The 17,108-nt window shown below is 38.8% G+C and carries 19 protein-coding genes and 2 pseudogenes; 4 read left to right on the top strand and 17 right to left on the bottom strand.

Annotation, left to right across the window (positions count from 1 at the left end; genetic code table 11):
• Positions 1-268 precede the first annotated feature (268 nt).
• Positions 269-1,992: pseudogene (locus P4S61_RS21325) on the top strand (acetolactate synthase 3 large subunit).
• Positions 1,992-2,489, top strand: a complete 498-nt coding sequence (gene ilvN, locus P4S61_RS21320; RefSeq protein WP_149980181.1) for an acetolactate synthase small subunit — start codon at positions 1,992-1,994, stop codon at positions 2,487-2,489. The pseudogene P4S61_RS21325 and the gene ilvN overlap by 1 nt, the downstream one beginning before the upstream one ends.
• A 69-nt stretch (positions 2,490-2,558) precedes the next feature.
• Here the strand turns inward: ilvN and P4S61_RS21315 are convergent, their stop codons facing one another.
• The 15 genes and pseudogenes from P4S61_RS21315 to P4S61_RS21245 all read right to left on the bottom strand — a co-directional run bounded on the left by P4S61_RS21315 (position 2,559) and on the right by P4S61_RS21245 (position 13,800).
• Positions 2,559-2,834 carry an HU family DNA-binding protein gene (locus P4S61_RS21315; protein WP_145235830.1) on the bottom strand — a complete coding sequence of 92 codons (276 nt, stop codon included), beginning with the start codon at positions 2,832-2,834 and terminating at the stop codon, positions 2,559-2,561.
• 208 nt (positions 2,835-3,042) lie between these two features.
• Positions 3,043-3,576, bottom strand: coding sequence for a DUF3833 domain-containing protein (locus P4S61_RS21310; protein ID WP_182758268.1), 534 nt, complete (start codon positions 3,574-3,576; stop codon positions 3,043-3,045).
• Between the two features lies 1 nt (position 3,577).
• Positions 3,578-4,069 (bottom strand): chalcone isomerase family protein, encoded by a 492-nt coding sequence (locus P4S61_RS21305; RefSeq protein ID WP_145235840.1) that lies wholly within the window; start codon positions 4,067-4,069, stop codon positions 3,578-3,580.
• A 44-nt stretch (positions 4,070-4,113) separates the two neighbouring features.
• Positions 4,114-4,626, bottom strand: coding sequence for a DUF2878 domain-containing protein (locus P4S61_RS21300; RefSeq protein ID WP_145235843.1), 513 nt, complete (start codon positions 4,624-4,626; stop codon positions 4,114-4,116).
• A complete protein-coding gene (locus P4S61_RS21295; RefSeq protein ID WP_145235846.1) occupies positions 4,604-5,866 on the bottom strand; it encodes an SAM-dependent methyltransferase in 1,263 nt (420 codons plus the stop codon). The genes P4S61_RS21300 and P4S61_RS21295 overlap by 23 nt, the downstream gene beginning before the upstream one ends.
• A gap of 26 nt (positions 5,867-5,892) precedes the next feature.
• Entirely contained in the window at positions 5,893-6,627 is a 735-nt protein-coding gene (locus P4S61_RS21290) for a DUF1365 domain-containing protein (RefSeq protein WP_145235849.1), read from the bottom strand.
• Entirely contained in the window at positions 6,620-7,876 is a 1,257-nt protein-coding gene (locus tag P4S61_RS21285; protein WP_182734158.1) for an NAD(P)/FAD-dependent oxidoreductase, read from the bottom strand. Before P4S61_RS21285 ends, P4S61_RS21290 begins: the two co-directional genes overlap by 8 nt.
• Positions 7,873-8,583 carry an SDR family NAD(P)-dependent oxidoreductase gene (locus P4S61_RS21280; protein ID WP_337119160.1) on the bottom strand — a complete coding sequence of 237 codons (711 nt, stop codon included), beginning with the start codon at positions 8,581-8,583 and terminating at the stop codon, positions 7,873-7,875. Before P4S61_RS21280 ends, P4S61_RS21285 begins: the two co-directional genes overlap by 4 nt.
• A complete protein-coding gene (locus tag P4S61_RS21275; protein WP_182734157.1) occupies positions 8,583-9,011 on the bottom strand; it encodes a nuclear transport factor 2 family protein in 429 nt (142 codons plus the stop codon). The genes P4S61_RS21280 and P4S61_RS21275 overlap by 1 nt, the downstream gene beginning before the upstream one ends.
• 1 nt (position 9,012) lies before the next feature.
• A pseudogene (phrB, locus tag P4S61_RS21270) lies at positions 9,013-10,405 on the bottom strand (deoxyribodipyrimidine photo-lyase).
• Positions 10,405-11,358, bottom strand: a complete 954-nt coding sequence (locus tag P4S61_RS21265; RefSeq protein WP_182758266.1) for a YbgA family protein — start codon at positions 11,356-11,358, stop codon at positions 10,405-10,407. The pseudogene phrB and the gene P4S61_RS21265 overlap by 1 nt, the downstream one beginning before the upstream one ends.
• Positions 11,359-11,366: 8 nt before the next feature.
• The gene (locus P4S61_RS21260) at positions 11,367-12,029 is read right to left on the bottom strand and encodes a ChrR family anti-sigma-E factor (protein ID WP_145235871.1); all 663 of its coding nucleotides are present in this window, start codon (positions 12,027-12,029) and stop codon (positions 11,367-11,369) included.
• The gene (locus P4S61_RS21255) at positions 12,022-12,645 is read right to left on the bottom strand and encodes a sigma-70 family RNA polymerase sigma factor (RefSeq protein WP_145236307.1); all 624 of its coding nucleotides are present in this window, start codon (positions 12,643-12,645) and stop codon (positions 12,022-12,024) included. Before P4S61_RS21255 ends, P4S61_RS21260 begins: the two co-directional genes overlap by 8 nt.
• 66 nt (positions 12,646-12,711) lie before the next feature.
• Positions 12,712-13,290, bottom strand: a complete 579-nt coding sequence (locus P4S61_RS21250) for an LON peptidase substrate-binding domain-containing protein (protein WP_145235874.1) — start codon at positions 13,288-13,290, stop codon at positions 12,712-12,714.
• Positions 13,291-13,503: 213 nt separating this feature from the next.
• A complete protein-coding gene (locus P4S61_RS21245; RefSeq protein ID WP_182758265.1) occupies positions 13,504-13,800 on the bottom strand; it encodes a hypothetical protein in 297 nt (98 codons plus the stop codon).
• A gap of 255 nt (positions 13,801-14,055) precedes the next feature.
• Between P4S61_RS21245 and trhA the strand changes: the two genes are divergently transcribed.
• The gene (trhA, locus tag P4S61_RS21240; RefSeq protein WP_145235882.1) at positions 14,056-14,694 is read left to right on the top strand and encodes a PAQR family membrane homeostasis protein TrhA; all 639 of its coding nucleotides are present in this window, start codon (positions 14,056-14,058) and stop codon (positions 14,692-14,694) included.
• A gap of 9 nt (positions 14,695-14,703) precedes the next feature.
• Here the strand turns inward: trhA and P4S61_RS21235 are convergent, their stop codons facing one another.
• A complete protein-coding gene (locus P4S61_RS21235) occupies positions 14,704-15,009 on the bottom strand; it encodes an MGMT family protein (RefSeq protein WP_145235885.1) in 306 nt (101 codons plus the stop codon).
• Entirely contained in the window at positions 15,010-15,903 is an 894-nt protein-coding gene (locus P4S61_RS21230) for a LysR family transcriptional regulator (protein ID WP_145235888.1), read from the bottom strand.
• Between the two features lie 122 nt (positions 15,904-16,025).
• On the opposite strand from P4S61_RS21230, the gene P4S61_RS21225 reads away from it, so the two are divergent.
• A complete protein-coding gene (locus tag P4S61_RS21225) occupies positions 16,026-17,108 on the top strand; it encodes an efflux RND transporter periplasmic adaptor subunit (RefSeq protein ID WP_337119159.1) in 1,083 nt (360 codons plus the stop codon).

Below are 17,108 nucleotides of genomic sequence, written 5' to 3'. Positions count from 1 at the left end.
AATTTACATAACAAATACCGAGAAGAAAAATAACATTATGAAATATCAATTTCACCTAGTCACTGTACTCGTACTGGTCTTAGTTTTAAGCCCAGCGGGGATGTATTAGAAGGTGAAATAGCTTTTTAAAAACCCCCGCCCTAAGCGGGGGTTTTTTTATGCATTTAAATTATACGGTAATTGCACAGAATAAATGGGGAGTGCGTGCAATAGCACATTATTACTCATGATAATAATCAATCGGTAACTGGCACACAGAGGAATGAGGATGAGTACACAACAATATAATGGCTCCGAACTAGTTGTTCAGGCATTAAAGGCATTGAAGGTAAAATATATATTTGGCTACCCGGTGGCTCAGTATTAGATCTTTATGACGCATTATTTCAGCAAGATGATGTTGAGCATATTTTAGTTCGTCATGAGCAAGCAGCAACCCATATGGCTGATGGTTATGCACGTGCCACAGGTGAAGTGGGCGTAGTATTAGCAACATCAGGTCCAGGTGCGACAAACTGTATAACGGGGATCGCTACAGCCTATATGGATTCTATCCCTATGGTAGTGCTATCCGGTCAAGTGCCGACTAACTTAATTGGTGATGATGCATTTCAAGAAACCGATATTGTTGGTTGCTCTCGGCCAATCGTAAAACACAGTTTTAACTGTCGTAGCGCAAAAGATATTCCTAAAATTTTGGCTAAAGCATTTTATATTGCAAGTACTGGACGCCCAGGTCCTGTGGTCGTAGAACTGCCAAAAGATATGTTAAACCCTGCACTTAAATTTGATTTTGAGTTTCCAGCAACCACAGAGCTGAGAACCTATAGTCCAAATACCAAAGGCCACCCAAAGCAAATTCGCAAAGCCGTTGCCGCTATTTTAGAAGCTAAAAAACTGGTCATTTACTCAGGCGGCGGGATTATTATTTCTAACACTTCAGAGCAACTGACTCATTTGGTTGAATCACTCAATGCACCAATAACTAATACCTTAATGGGATTGGGGGGTATTTCCGGTGTTCACCCTAATTTCGTTGGTATGCTAGGTATGCACGGGAGCCTGGAAGCAAATAAGGCGATGGCAAATGCCGATGTGATCTTAGCTCTGGGCGCCAGATTTGATGACAGGGTAACCAATAACGTGAAGAAATTCTGTCCCAATGCGACGATTGTTCATGTTGATGTTGATCCAACCTCTATTTCAAAGACGATCAAAGCTCACATTCCAGTCGTCGGTTGTTTATCAACCGTACTTGAGCAATTACAAACAGCCATAGATAAAAGTCCAATCAAAATTGATCGTAGTGCTCAAGAAGATTGGTGGCGTCAGATCATTAGCTGGCGTGAACAAAAATGTTTAAGCTACAGCACTGCGGGCGATAAAATAAAACCTCAGGCCGTCATTGAAGCAATTTATAAAGCCACCAATGGTGATGCCTATATAAGCTCTGATGTAGGTCAGCATCAGATGTTTGCGGCGCAGTACTACCCGTTTAAAAACCCGCGCCAATGGATCAACTCAGGGGGTCTTGGCACTATGGGCTTTGGTCTGCCAGCGGCAATGGGAGTGAAACTTGCGTTCCCGGATAAAGAATCAGTGTGTGTCACCGGTGATGGTTCGATTCAAATGAACATTCAAGAACTTTCGACATGTTTACAATATAACTTGGCTGTAAAAGTGGTGTCACTGAATAATCGCTCTCTGGGTATGGTGCGTCAATGGCAAGATATGGTCTATGGCGGTCGTCACTCATCGTCGTATATGGAATCGTTACCTGATTTCGTCAAACTTGCTGAAAGTTTTGGCCATGTCGGTATTCGCGTTAATACTCTTGATGAACTACAGCCCGCAATCGATAAAGCCATGTCGATCACTGACCGTTTAGTGTTTTTAGATATTCTTGTTGATGAAAATGAACATGTATACCCAATGCAAATTAAGCTTGGAGCAGTTGATGAAATGTGGTTACGTAAAGGAGTGAAAGCATAATGCGTCGTATATTATCTATTTTACTTGAGAATGAACCAGGGTCATTATCGCGTATTGTTGGCCTATTCTCACAACGAGCTTATAACATTGATAGTTTAACAGTTGGCACAACAGACGATCATTCTTTATCACGTATTACTATCACTACCATGGGTGATGACCGTGTGGTTGAGCAAATCACTAAACAGGTAAATAAATTAGTTGATGTATTAAAAATTATTGATCTAACTGAAATGGCGCATATTGAACGTGAGCTGCTATTAGTAAAAGTATTCGCTCAAGATGAAGCTAAGCGAGCTGCAGTAACACGGGTGGTAGATGTATTCCAAGGTGCTATTTTAGACATGGGTCGCAACAGCTACACATTGCAGCTTGTTAGTAGCACAGATAAAATTGAATCGTTTTTAGATACCTTACGCCATGAGACTGACATAATTGAAGTTGTACGCTCTGGTGCGGTAGGTATTGGCCGCGGTGATAAAGCACTAAAAGCTTAAACCTTAGATTAATGAGCAGATACAAAAAAAGGGCTAATCAGCCCTTTTTTATTTAACCAATCTAATTGATTAAGGATTAACTTGATCTTTAAGACCTTTACCTGCTTTAAAGCTTGGGATAGTTGCAGCTGAAATTTGGATTTCGGCACCAGTTTGTGGATTACGGCCAGTACGTGCAGCACGCTCTTTTACAGAGAAAGTTCCAAAACCAACTAGTGCAACTGAATTACCTTCTTTTAAAGAAGAAGTAACAGCACCAGTGAATGCGTCAAGTGCGCGTGTAGCTGCTGCTTTAGAGATTTCTGCATCAGTAGCGATTTTTTCAACTAATTGAGCTTTATTCATTTGTTAAATTCCTATTCGTTATTATTTTGCCTTCGCAAAACCTATCTTTATGCATTTTTTAAGTATTGGCAACAGCAAAATGCTTTTTTCACGTAAATTCTTAAAAAATGAGTAAATTTTAAATAATTGCCGAAATAAATATTGATTTAAAGATTAACCAACAATGAACTTAAGCACTATTTAGTAAATCAATATGGTAATTTGTTGATCAATCAACTTTTTCGATAACTAAGGTTACTTCCCCAACCTCAATGCCAAACTTATCAATAGCTGTACGGTTAATCAAGCGTGATTGTGTTACCAGATACATCCAATCATCTAAATTAACTTCAATGGTGTCATCTCCATAAGGTAGTTTTAGGGTATATTGCCAATGAAAAACACTGCCATTACTTTTCCCTTTCGCGATACCTATGACATCACCTGCAGTGCCAGTTAAAGTATTGTCTGCATTGAGTGTTATGTTCCACACTCGACGTTGAGTTTCACCGTCATCGTAAACAAAATCTTCCTCTATAACACCGTTATTGCCATCCCAGCTCGCATTCATGTCAACAACCATCTTACGGGTTAATTCACCTTTATAATCTTGGACAACGCCGTAGGCTTTCAATTTGCCACTAAAAAAATGTTTAAAATTAAATTCTGGCTGACTTCCTTGGTAATACTCAACATCTGGCGCAGCACAACTGCTTAATAAAAATGTGCAACTGAGTAAAAATAATGTAGTAATTCGCTTCATGTTATTGCCCTATTAGTTGTTTTCGCATTTGTGGCTCAGAGGTATCGGCGTCAAGCCAAATAGCTAAGAAGTTATCCGCAAAACCATTTTGCTCTATAGCCCCTAACTTTTTACCATTAAAATAAAATGTGCCAATACCATTTTCATCCGTAATGAACGATAGCGATTCACCTTTTTTGATATCTGGCCAAAGCGCAGCTAACTGTGCATCGTATTTACTAATAATCTCTTTTTTACCCAAATGCTGCCATTGTTCGTTTGTCGCTTTGATTATGTCCTTTGCAGCAAAATCGCGTAAATAGGTCAATGTCAGTTTAGTGGGGTGATTACCAAACTGATAGGTCCCAGATGGGGTTGCTAACTGCGCCTGATAGACATCCCAAAATAGATACTCAAAACGAGCCTCACCGACCACTTTAAAATCAGCTGCAAAGCTTCGGCTGCATATCAATACAATTAAAATGATTAGCCCTTTAGTTAATCTTGCTATCATTACCGGACTCCAAATTTCTAAGTTAAATAGTTACACCTGTATGCTCATTTGTGTTCAGAAACTAACAGGTACTTTTTGCTATATGTGTTTATCATCCTGATAAAATTGAACATAAGCGACCAAGCAAAACCATATATAAGCCAAAATTGCCAAACTACAGGATGAACCTCTAACGCCCCAAAGCGTGCACCAGCAATATAACTTGCGGGGGCAAAAACAGCACAGAGCAACATCGCTAAATACCAAGGCGTGCGATGCAAAAATTGCATTGACGTATTGATGGTTAAGAGTAGGGCACACCAAAGTAATATAAACCACAATGGAAAAGGGGATATACTAAAAGATAAAAAGCCAACCTCAACCATCAAATATTCAAAGCTTAACGAGATCATTAAGCCATAGCACAGTAACAGCATATCTTGTTGCTTTTGCTGCGACAGGCATAGCATTAGTATGATGATTAATAAAATCGGTATAATAGCGCGCTGCTCAAGGAATAATGCTAAAAACCACACTCCTTGAAACAGCAAAAAATTAATAACTGAGCGCAATGTCATCGCTTGAATGGTTAAAACGCGGTTTACGAGCAACTAAATGCACTGTACTGGTTACTCGCGCCCTAAATGCGCCTTCACAGTAAGCTAAGTAAAATAACCACAATCGATAAAAACGCTGGTCGAACTTAACTTTGTCGATTTCTGGCCAGCTTGCAATAAACCGTGTGCGCCAATCAGCTAAGGTTCTTGCATAATGAACGCCGATATCGCTAATACTGTGTACCACCATGTCTGATTGATTTTTTATTTGCTTATTCATTTCATCAATACACGGTAAACAACCACCAGGGAAAATATACTGCTGAATAAAATCAGAATTTTTCAGGTAATGTTGATAGCGTTGATCAGCAATTGTGATTGCTTGGATCAGCATTGCACCACTGTCTTTGAGTAAGTCATTACATTTTTTGAAAAAGCTGGGTAGGTATTCATGACCAACCGCTTCTATCATTTCTATTGACACGAGCTTATCGTAACTGCCTTCGAGTAAACGATAATCTTGTTTCAATAAGGTTATCTTATCTTCAAGCCCCAACTGGGTAATTTTTTCTGCCACAAACGCATGTTGCTCATCAGAAATAGTTGTAGTAGTAACGTGGCAGTCATAATGTGTTGCAGCATGAATGGCAAACGCTCCCCACCCTGTGCCAATTTCAATAACCGTTTCACCGGGTTGTAAATCTACTTGTTGGCAGATTAAATCAAGCTTATGGCTTTGTGCTTGCTCAAGAGAAGCATCTTTTGATGGGTAGACAGCACTTGAGTAAAGCATTTCAGTGCTTAAAAATGATGAATACAACTCATTGCCTAAATCGTAATGAGCAACAATGTTTTTCTTTGAACCTTGCTCAGAATTTTTGTTTTTACGGTGGTTTATTCGATTGTAAAGATTACTAATAAACGCAAACTTACGTTCAAATTGGTCCAGTTGAGCCTGATTAATGGCAAAAATTTCAATCAACTGAGTTAAGTTAGTACATTCCCACTGGCCTAAAATATAAGCTTCGCCAGCTCCGACACTGCCAGAGAGCGCAAATGCTTTATACATTGCCGGATTATTAACAACTACTTTAGCCTGCAAGTGACTTTGAGGATCACCAAAGTGTTGAACGTCGTTACCATCAACTAGGGTAATCGCGCCGACTTCAATGCTATCAAACGCACCAATGACTAACTTTTTATACAGCTTACTTAACAAGCTACTTGATGCGTTATCAGCTAAACTGGATACTTTTTCCATCTCATGACCTTCATTATTTTAGCTTATCAATTCTTGCCTGAGTGACCTAAAAAAGGCACTCGCTTACAAAATAGTTTAAACGCCTGTACGTAAATTCCTTTCATCACAGTGATTGTCATAGCAGGAAAACGTTTCAGTAACGCAGTAACCGCAGCACGACTGAGTGACTGGCGTTGTAAACGCAAACTGGCAGTAAATAATAGCGTATTATCTTTTTTATTTTCTATATGGATCATAGTATTGTGCTTTGTTAAACGCACTTTCCAGTGGTAATCCATATCTAAATTCATAAATGGTGATACGGAGAAAGCCTTTTTAAAGTTCACTTTCTTGTGTAAATCAACCAAGTAATAGTGTCGCTCGTTCCAGGGGGTATTACTCACTTCAGCGACCATATAGGGAAAATCGCCATCAGCCGTTTCATAGAAGAAAAAGTTAACTGGGCTAAAATACACCCCAAAACAGCGCAGCTGTCCGAGCATATAAACATTACTAAACGGAGCAGTAATCCCCAGCTCGACAATTTTATCAATTGCTCGTTGTTTGATTGGTTGTTGAGTATCTAAATCACGATTAAGATAATCTGATTGTTTAAATTTAAGTGCTTTAAAGCCTGTTGTTCCAAGCCAAGGGTGAACACCATCAAGTTGCTGAGGAGCATTAAGATCAACCCACATCATGTACAACTGATAATTAAAGCTATGCGCTTTAATTGCTAATCGGTGATGACGAACATCACCGATTAAAAGTGCACTATTCAAATTCAACCCCAAGTTTGCGAGCAACATCTACAGCGCTTTTCACGCCGTCTTCGTGAAATCCGTTATACCAATAAGCGCCACAAAAATAACTGTTGTTGGCTCCATCAATAAGCTGTTTCTGTTGCTGAGCAGCAATAGACGTTTTATTGAATACTGGATGATGATACGTAAATTCTCGGAGTATTTTAGTTTTATCAATTCCCTCACGGTGATTAAGCGTGACACAAAATTGCGTTTTACTTGTTATGCCTTGCAAAATATTCATTTGATAAGTCACAACAGCAGCTTTATCAAGATTATCGGTAAGTAGATAATTCCAACTGGCCCATGCGGCTTTACGTTTTGGCAGCAAAGCAGTATCAGTATGCAAAATCACTGAATTTTCAGTGTAGGGAATGGCTGATAAAATTGCTTTTTCATCAGTGCTTGGGTTTTCAAGTAAAGCGAGAGCTTGATCAGAATGACAAGCAAAAATAACTTTATCAAATTGCTCAACGGTACCATTTTTCAATCGGATCAACACCTGCTCTGGGGTGCGAAAAATAGACTGTATATCCGTGTTCAATTTTATTTTATCTTTAAAACCACTGATCAATGGATTGATATATTCCCTTGAACCACCGGGAATAACATACCACTGCGGACGATTAGTAATATCTAATAAGCCATGATTGAAAAAGAATTTTACAAAAAACTCAACCCCTACATTACTCATTTCTTTAATACTTGTTGACCAGATAGCCGCGCCCATTGGCAAAATATAATGGTAACGAAAAAAATCATTAAAACCGTGTTGGTCGAGCAACTGACCTAACATCTGCTCACTTTGGTAGTCGTTGTCATGATATAGTTTTTTACACAACGTGTTAAAACGCACAATATCACTGAGTAACTTCCAAAAGCGCGGACGAAATATATTGCGCTTTTGAGCAAACAAACTGGCAAAAGTGTGGCCATTGTATTCAAAACCAGTTTGCTGATTATGCACACTAAAACTCATTTCTGTCGGTTGTCGTTCAACGCCGATGCGCTTTAACAGCTTTTCAAAATAAGGGTAAGTGCGATCATTAAAAACAATAAAGCCAGTATCAATAGCATGCTTAACACCATCAACCTGTATATCTATCGTTGCGGTGTGCCCACCAATGTAGTTGTTTTTTTCAAATACCGTAATATCATACTTTTTGTGCAACAAATGCGCGCAGCTTAATCCTGCAATTCCAGAACCTATAATTGCTATTTTTTTCAACGACTTAATCCTTTTGCAAGCATGAGCCAAATTGGCAGCGGCAACATGCGTAAACATTTTAAAATAAGGGTGAAACGATAAGGAAAATGCACCTCTTTGCGGCGCTTAGCGACCCCTTTGATAATATAATTTGCCGCTTTTTCTGCAGTAACTGCCATTGGCATTGGAAAATCGTTTTTTTGAGTCAACGGTGTTTTAACAAAGCCTGGGTGCACTAAGGTTACGTCAATATCAGCTAAATCAATGGCTAAACTTTTTGCTAAGTAACTGACCCCAGCTTTTGATGCGCCATATGCTTCAGAGCGCGGTAACGGTAAATAAGTTACGCTTGAACTGACAATCACCAACTGACCACCGGACTTTATCCTCGGTAGTAAAGCCTCAAGACAATAACCCATCGAAAGCAAATTAGTAGTAACAACGCGGGTAAACAATGCACTGTCAAAATTATGCGCATCATCGATATACTCACAATTGCCAGCATTAAGAATAACGCGATCAAATTGCGTATAAGCAACAGTGCTACTTCGTATTGCTTGTAAATCAGTAGCGTCAAACTGACAACTTTCAATATTCGTTAGTTGCGCAAGTTCGTTTAGTTTTTCTTGGTTACGCCCACAAGCGATCACTGTATCCCTGGCTTGCGCATACAGTTTCGCAAGTTGTTCACCAATACCTGATGTTGCACCTGTTATAAGCGTGATCATTATTCCGCTGCCTTATTATCTATGTATTTAATAATTGAACCGAGAATAGGGATATGTCGATAAAGTAATGCACCAGCATCAAAGTAGTCTTTATGAAGGCTGATTTTGTCACCAGTAAATGTTAACTTGCTATGGCCTGCTACGGCTATTTGCTGGCCATTGCTAAGCTTTGGATGGCGATAATACATAGTCCAGTAAACAAAAGCATTATCGCCTACACTAACAGTGTCACTGATATCAAACGTGCATTCAATAACATTACTATAAAGTTTAGCAAAATATTGATGTAAGTCAGCTAAACCATCGACTTCATGCAATGGATCAGAAAAGTGAATATCTGCAGCATAAATATCACTCAGTAAATGTAGATTTTCTTTACTTAGCTTTTGGTATATCGCGATAAATTTATCTGTTCTGTGGTTGCTCATATCATACCTTAAATGCATCAAGCGCTCGTAAGCGAGCCGTTTTATGATCAACGATTGCTGGCCAATAAACCGCTTTTGCTTTGCCGCTTTTCGCTAAATATTCATGTGGAAAATGAATTTGCTTATTCGGCACATTTTCCAACTCCGGTATATACTTACGAATAAAATGACCATCAGGATCAAATCGCTCACTTTGAGTAATCGGGTTGAATATTCTAAAGTATGGCTGGGCATCGCAGCCGGTACTTGCAGCCCATTGCCAACCACCATTGTTAGACGCTAAATCGCCATCGATCAAATGCTGCATAAAGAAACGTTCACCTTTACGCCAATCAATTAACAAGTGTTTGGTAAGAAAACTGGCAACCACCATTCGTAAGCGATTATGCATCCAGCCAGTTTGAATAAGCTGCCTCATAGCGGCATCAACAAGCGGGTAGCCTGTTTTACCTTCACACCAAGCAGTAAAATCAGCCTCATCAGTTCGCCACTTTACTGGGTCATATTTCTCATTAAAGTTGTTATATTTATTAAGTTTTGGATAAGCCACAATTAAATGACGATAAAACTCACGCCACACTAACTCGTTGACCCAAGTAAATAAATTGCTTTTAGAGCTACTTAAAGCATCGACATATTGTTGCTCTACAAGAGCAATTAATTGCTGAACGCTGACAATTCCTAAAGCTAAATACGGACTTAAGCCTGATGTGCCTTTAATACTTGGAATATCTCGCTGATCTTTATAGCTGAGTAATTTATCGCTGATAAAGCGGGCACAGATTTGACTTAATGACGCATCATCAACTGGCCACTTATGTGAGGAATCGTCACCGGTAAGTAACGCTGAACCTTGCCAAGGTATTGGGCTAAACATTGTCGGGGGCTTGAAAATAAAAATGAGTATCTTGATATTGCTTTAGCCAGGCATTTTTAAAAGGGGTGAACACCTTAAACATCTCACCACTTTGATTCAGTACCGTTCCAGGCGGTGCAACCACGTCACCATCAAACAAGGTAACTGATACTTTAAGTTTATCAGCATGATGTAAAAATGCGTTATCGCGCTCAACTTCATTAATTTCATATTCTTTATTGGCAAATAACTGCGTTACTGAATGTCGCTGGCAGAACTCGCTTAACTGCTGCACACATCCTGCGTAATTACCCGCTTCAATGATATGCAAGGTGATGCCATTATCAGCTAGTAACTGACCTAAGAAGTTTAACCTTCGTTTTAGCAAATCAATTTGTATTGAAGCAACACCATGGCGTTGCCATTGTTGCTCAGTGATAAAAAATATAGCGTCTTTACAACCATTGTCGATTGCTTGATAAAGGGCATGATTATTAAAAAGGCGCAAATCGCGCCTAAACCAAAATACAGTGTTCATTAAATTCCGTAGCGTAATTTTAGTTCGTGAGGATAAGGGTTGAAGTAAACTTGCTTTGCTAAGTATTCGTTTGGATGTACTTTCAAATGATGTTTTAAGAGTGTCAGCGGTACATACAGCGGCACTAAACCTGAGCGATATTCATCAATTGCATCTCGTAGCTCTTCTTTTTCAATTTTGGATAAATGTTTTTTAAAGTAGCCTTGTAAGTGCATTAAAGTATTGCTGTTATTTTTGCGTGATGCAGGTCTTTTCAGCGCTCCCATTAAACCTGCAATATAATCGTCAGCAAGCTGCTCAAAATCATCGCCAACATAGGTGCCCAGTAAATTACCAAGATCTTTATATGCCTGATAATTGTGAGCCATTAACAAATACTTATATTGCGCATGAAACTGCGTTAACCTATGCAGGGTTGCTGGTTGTTGACGCAACAATTGCCAGTTTTTATAAGTAAACACTCGCATCACAAAGTTTTCACGCAAGTGCATATCATTTAAACGACCATTTTCTTCACACGGTAACAATGGGTTGTGAGCCATAATTTGCGCAGCAAAAAAACCCACGCCTTCAGATGTATTACCTGTGCCTGCTTCATTATATATTTTGATCCGTTCCATGCCGCAGCTTGGACTTTTAGCACAAAAAACAAAGCCGCTTAATTGTGCAGCCTGCTCTATGGCAACTTTTTTACCATATTCTGTCAATTGTGGGCCAACATCACCACTGCCGTCAGGACGGCACACTTTAATAGTTGTGCCTACTTTAACTTGTCTAATTGTCGGTCTTGGGATCGGTAGACCTACCGCCACTTCGGGACAAAAGCGTTTATATTCAACATGTTTTGCGAATTCATCCATGCAAAAATTTGATTTTTTATGGCCACTATCAAACCGAACTTTCTCACCTGCAAGGCATGCACTTATGCCTATTTGAATAGTCGATTGCTGCATATACACTCCTAGTAAATCAAATTGCCAATTGGATTGAGTAACTTACTCAGTCCCTTCTTAAAGTGTAGAGCACTACTGACTACTGTGTAACATAAACAACCTTTTTCTGTGATCGGGGTATGTTGATGACGACCGTCGAGCCACATAAAGTCGCCAGGCACATATTGACCCTCTTCATCACTAAACTCGCCATCAAGTAATAAAGTCAATTCGAAACCAGTGTGAGTATGTTCAGGGATTTCTCCACCAGCATCAATGTGCAATAAGCTAGAACGTAACGCACCATCATCTAGATCGATACGAGAACGTGATAATTTCCCCATTTGCATAAATTTGCTATGTGAAATACGGGCAAGAGCACGGGGCAATTGATAATTTTGCTGATTAACAAGGATAGTTTGAGGCGCGACCTTGTATACCTCATCAGCAGTTACATCTGCTGTAATTGCATCAATTAATGATAATTCATCAATAGCTAAATCTGTAGTTTGAGGATGCTCATCATCAGTGCCAAACACATCTACGGCATTGTTTGCTTCAATGCGTTGCACTTTTTCTTTACAGCAACTACACATATCAAGATGAATAGCGACGGCGACGTTTATACTTGCCGGTAATGACGCATTACAATACTGCGCTAATAGCGCATCGCTTGGGTGATGTTTAATCATTGCGGTCTCCCATTTCATTGCGTAATTTTTGTAACGCTAAACGTAAACGTGACTTCACGGTACCAATTGGAATGTTCAATTGTTCTGCAAGTTGCTCTTGTGACATATCTTGAAAATAAACGCCTTTAACCACATCGCGTTGAGCTTGAGGTAATTTATCTAGGTAATTTTTTATTTGTTGATTTTCAAGATGATCACTAAATTCATAGTCAGCATTATCATGTTGCTCAACTAACGGCCAAATATCTTCGCTAATATTATCTTCTTTATTACTTTTCATTTTTCTGAGCATATCAAATGATGCGTTTCGCATTACGGTATATACCCACGTTGTAGCAGCGCCTTTATCATTATTATAGAGATGTGCTTTTCGCCACACGGAAGTTAGCGTGTCTTGTACTAATTCCATCGCTTGTGCTTCTGAGTTAAATTGCTTGATACCAAAGCGTTTTATTTTTGGTGAAAAGTACGCAAATAAATAAGCGAATGCTTGTTTATCGCGATTAGCTGCAACCGCAGATAATGCATCAGCAAGTTCTTTGCTTGGCGTTTGTGGCATGGCAGTGTAATTACCTGTGTTAGGTTCACAACGTGTTGAAAGTTGTTGACTCACCATCATAATATTCCCATTAGTGTTCTTGCTTATTCAATACGCAGGGCAACTAAATTAAGATCATATTAATTAGGAAAATTCGTTATTAATTACAGTATGAAGGAAAGAGTGAATATTCGCAAAGTCTGATTTAAAGGCAAGCTGTTGTTTTTTATCAATTGAAATAGGTAATAATTCAAGCCATCTAGCAATAACCCAGTTCAAATCATCAAAGTGTGTCTGGCGATATAAATCGGTTAATTCTGTATTAACATCAAACAACTGCTCTAAAGCAGTTACTAAATATGTATCATCGCGATCTAAATTATGGGGTTGTTCAAACCAAAAAGGCATTGTAGGTGCTGATAGCTGACCGAAACGTAGCTGCTGCTTATCTTCAGTTACATCAGTTAACTCAACCACAGATTTGGCCACCACATCAATCAGTAATTGCCCTTGTTGATCTTGTGAAAAGTCAATAATATCCACTAAGCATCCATACTTAGGAACGTTGAGATGACTATCAACATCATACTGGCAAAGAACAAATCCATGATCATTTTTAAGTGATTCTTTTACCATATCAAGATAACGAGGTTCGAAAATTCTTAACCGCGTATACCCACTTGGTAAAATAAATACAGGTAATGGAAAGATTGCACGTTTCATAAGGCTCACTACATCAGTTTAACTATGCATTACGTTACGTGCACTGCAGCAAACAAGATCAATGTTACTGATTATTACTTATCGGTATCCCCTTAGCCTATGTTTAGCCACTGCCCTACATTACGTAACAATTCAACTGATGCATACGCACTTAACAAGCTTACAACGGGTGCTAACATTAAAGCTAATAATCCTAATTCGCTGCTCATTACTTTAACCCTCAACTTTTACTGCATTGCTAGTTGCAACGAGTTGTGATGTATTTTCAGCTACACCTACTTCAGCTGATTGCTCGCTTTGCTGAGAAAACAGTTCGGTTAACATTTTTTGCGAATCACTAAACAATGACTGTTTTAATTTGCTTTGTAATTCATTACTCGTACTTTCAATGTATTGTGCAATGCTGTTTGATAGCGTTTGAGTAATATCTAATTGACCGTCATTTGCACTTGCTTGTGTAGAACCAACAACCAAAAGTGCTGCAACAGATAGTTTAATAATGCTTTTCATGATGGTATTCCCTATTGTGTTATTAAGTTAGTCGCTATTACTTAATCAAAGGTTGTGCCAACCACGAAATAAATTCTAACTAATTGTTTTTTATTCACTTTAAATCACACAAGTGCATAACCTTTTGATGATGTGAATTTTAAAACCATTCAAATTGGTTAAAAAAACCAAAATATAGTCAATAAATAAGCATTGAAAGTTTCAGCGTACACTTGTACACTCAAATCCAAATTAATGTTTTATGATGAGTATGTCATGTCGGTTGAACCCGCTTATTCTAAAAAAGAAGAGCAACTTAATAGCCTGTCTCACGGCGCAGGCGTTATATTTTCATTGTTTGTATTGTGGGAGCTGATCAGCAAGACACACACGATTGAAGCAACGGTCAGTGCAATTGTTTATGGCGGTAGTTTATTGTTGCTGTTTTTATCATCTACGCTTTATCACAGTAGTAGCAGCATAGGTGCGCGGGCTTTTTATAAAAAATGTGACCACTGTGCTATTTATATTTTGATTGCAGGCACTTACACCCCTTTTTTAGTACTCTCATTAACCGGAATTTGGTCGATTTTAACGCTGGTATTTATATGGTCTTTAGCACTTGGCGGAGTGTGCTATAAATTAATGGTGAAAAAACAAAACAAAAAGGTGTCTTTATCAACATATTTATTAATGGGTTGGTTTGCAGTTGCAATTGTCTACCCGCTTTATTTAAATGTGCCAGTAAACGCACTATGGTGGTTACTCAGTGGAGGGATTTTGTATAGTCTCGGCACACTCTTTTATAGTGCTAAAAGTCGTCAATATAGCCACGCACTTTGGCATGTATTTGTGATTGCAGGCTGTGTTTGTCACTATATTGCAATCAGCCGCTATATTATTACGGTCGGTTAAATTTTTTAATTAGTCCCACTGAAATTGACGCATATTAACACGACCATTTTTAAAAATTACGCCTTCACTTTGCAGTAATTGATATTGCTTTTGGTACTGCGCTGTCCCTTCAGGAAAAGAAATTTTACCTTGGCTGTTGATCACTCTATGCCAAGGTATGCTTGAATCTTTTGGCATTAACTTTAATAACCGCCCTACTAGCCGAGCATTATTTAGCAATCCTGCCATTGCCGCTACTTGTCCATAACTGGCTACTTTTCCTGGCGGTATATTCGCCATCACAGTATAAATTTTGTCTTCTTTACTGGCTTGCATTTACGACCCTAAAAACGTTTTACTTAACTGCTTAAAATCTTGCCACACGGCTCTTGCCACGGGTCCATGATGAGTGGCATTTTGTCGGAATACTCTGATCTGTGCGCTAAACGTATTTTCTCTGTCTAGTATTTTAATTTGTTGTAATACACCACTTTCAAGTTCATTTTGACAATGCGCTAAACTCATCATTGCCCAGCCAGCTCCCGATAATAAAAACGATTTTAAAGTTGATATATCATCAATTTTCATCATGGTAGAGCCTTTTGAATACGATAAACGATCAGAGTCAAAACTCATATCACTTTCAAACATCGCTAAACAAGGAAAGTTCTGTAATTGTTGATAAGTTACTTTATCTGGCACTAATCCTGTCACACTAACAATACCAATATCGAGCTTGCCAATCGGTAAACTTTCTAAATCGCCTGTAGCATGAAACAAATCAAACCACGGACCAATCCCTAAGTCTGCTTGTCCTTTATTAACTTGCTCAAGAGAAACAAAGCGCTTTCCGCTGGTTACACTAAACTCGGTGCTGGTATGTTTAACAAAAGCATTGCAAATAATATCGTTATACAGTGCTTGGTGACATAACTGCTCATAACAAATTTTGTAATTTGCTTCATTACCAAGTGCAAGTTCACTGGCCAGTTGTGCTAAATGTGCCTGAGCATCTAATAATAATGCTGCTTCGCGATGATAAATACGACCCTTTTCAGTTAATTGCAATCGATAATGGCTACGATCTAACAATTCAAAACCAAGCTCAGCTTCAAGTTTCTTAATAGCTAACGTTAAAGCTGGTTGCGATTTATACAGTGCTAAAGCAGCTTGCGACAAGCTTTGAGTGCGAACAATGGCATCAAGCATTTTTAACTGCACTAAGTTCATAATGGTCCAACTTAAAATCATAAATTTTATTTATGATCTTTTTAAAATTTAATAATTTTTATTTTATATGTTCGCGGCGTATGCTGCATCTAATTTATGTTTTCATAGCCACGGAGAAGACCATGAAACTGTCGCCAGTTTTAATTATATCAACATTAATACTGAGTTTAGTCGCCTGTAAAGAATCAAATACCGACACTCACGTCGAACAAGCTATTCGTCCAGTAAAACTATTTGAAATTGATACTAACTCAGATCAGACAATACGCAGTTTTCCGGCAGAAGTAGTGGCAAATCAAGGCTCTTATTTGGCGTTTAGAGTTAACGGTGAGTTATTAGAGTTCCTGGCATTGGCAGGTCAACATGTTGAAAAAGATCAACTCCTTGCCAAGTTAGACCCTGAAGATTTTCAACTGCAATATGATGAGCGAAAAGCACGTTTTGAATTGGCGCACTCGCAACTTGAACGCGTACAAAAACTATTTAATAAATCAATTACCAGTCAATCCGAACTTGATCAGGCACTTGCCAATAAACAGGTAGCTGAGTCGGCATTAAAAATTGCAAAAACCAACTTAGATAATAGCGAATTACGTGCCCCTTTTAGCGGCACCGTTTCCAAAGTGTTTGTTAAAAACTTTGAGAATATCCAAGCAAAACAAAACATTCTTCGCTTAGAAACCCGTGATTTAATGGATGTGATCATTCAAGTACCCGAAAAACTAATCGCCCGTATTGATAAAGACATTGACTATCAGCCAAGCGTGGTTTTTGACGGTTTCCCAAATAAATCATATACCTTAATGATTAAAGAATTCGACACCCAAGCAGATCCAGCCACATTAACTTACAAGGTGGTATTTTCATTACCAGTGCCTAAAGATTTTAACCTGTTGGCAGGCATGACCGGCAGTGTAGATATTGATCTAAGTAAAGTTACTCACTCGCAATCACACTATATTTTACTCCCTGTTGAAGCGGTGTTCTCTGAACCAACACAGCCTACTAATAACAGCTATGTCTGGCTATACGATCCACAGACTGGCAAGGTGAAAAAGCAAGCTGTTGAAGTTGGCCAATTACATCGACGTGGTATTGAAGTGCTTGCTGGTTTAGAGCAAGGTCAAACTGTGGTCGCGGCTGGTGTTCACTACCTTAAAGAAGGCATGCAAGTACGTCCGTGGCAAAAAGAGCGAGGCTTATAA

It is taken from the genome of Pseudoalteromonas sp. B160, from assembly GCF_037162485.1.
Taxonomy (GTDB): domain Bacteria; phylum Pseudomonadota; class Gammaproteobacteria; order Enterobacterales; family Alteromonadaceae; genus Pseudoalteromonas; species Pseudoalteromonas rhizosphaerae.
Note: the sequence above shows the minus strand (reverse complement) of the source record. Positions and strands in the feature narration are given on the sequence as shown.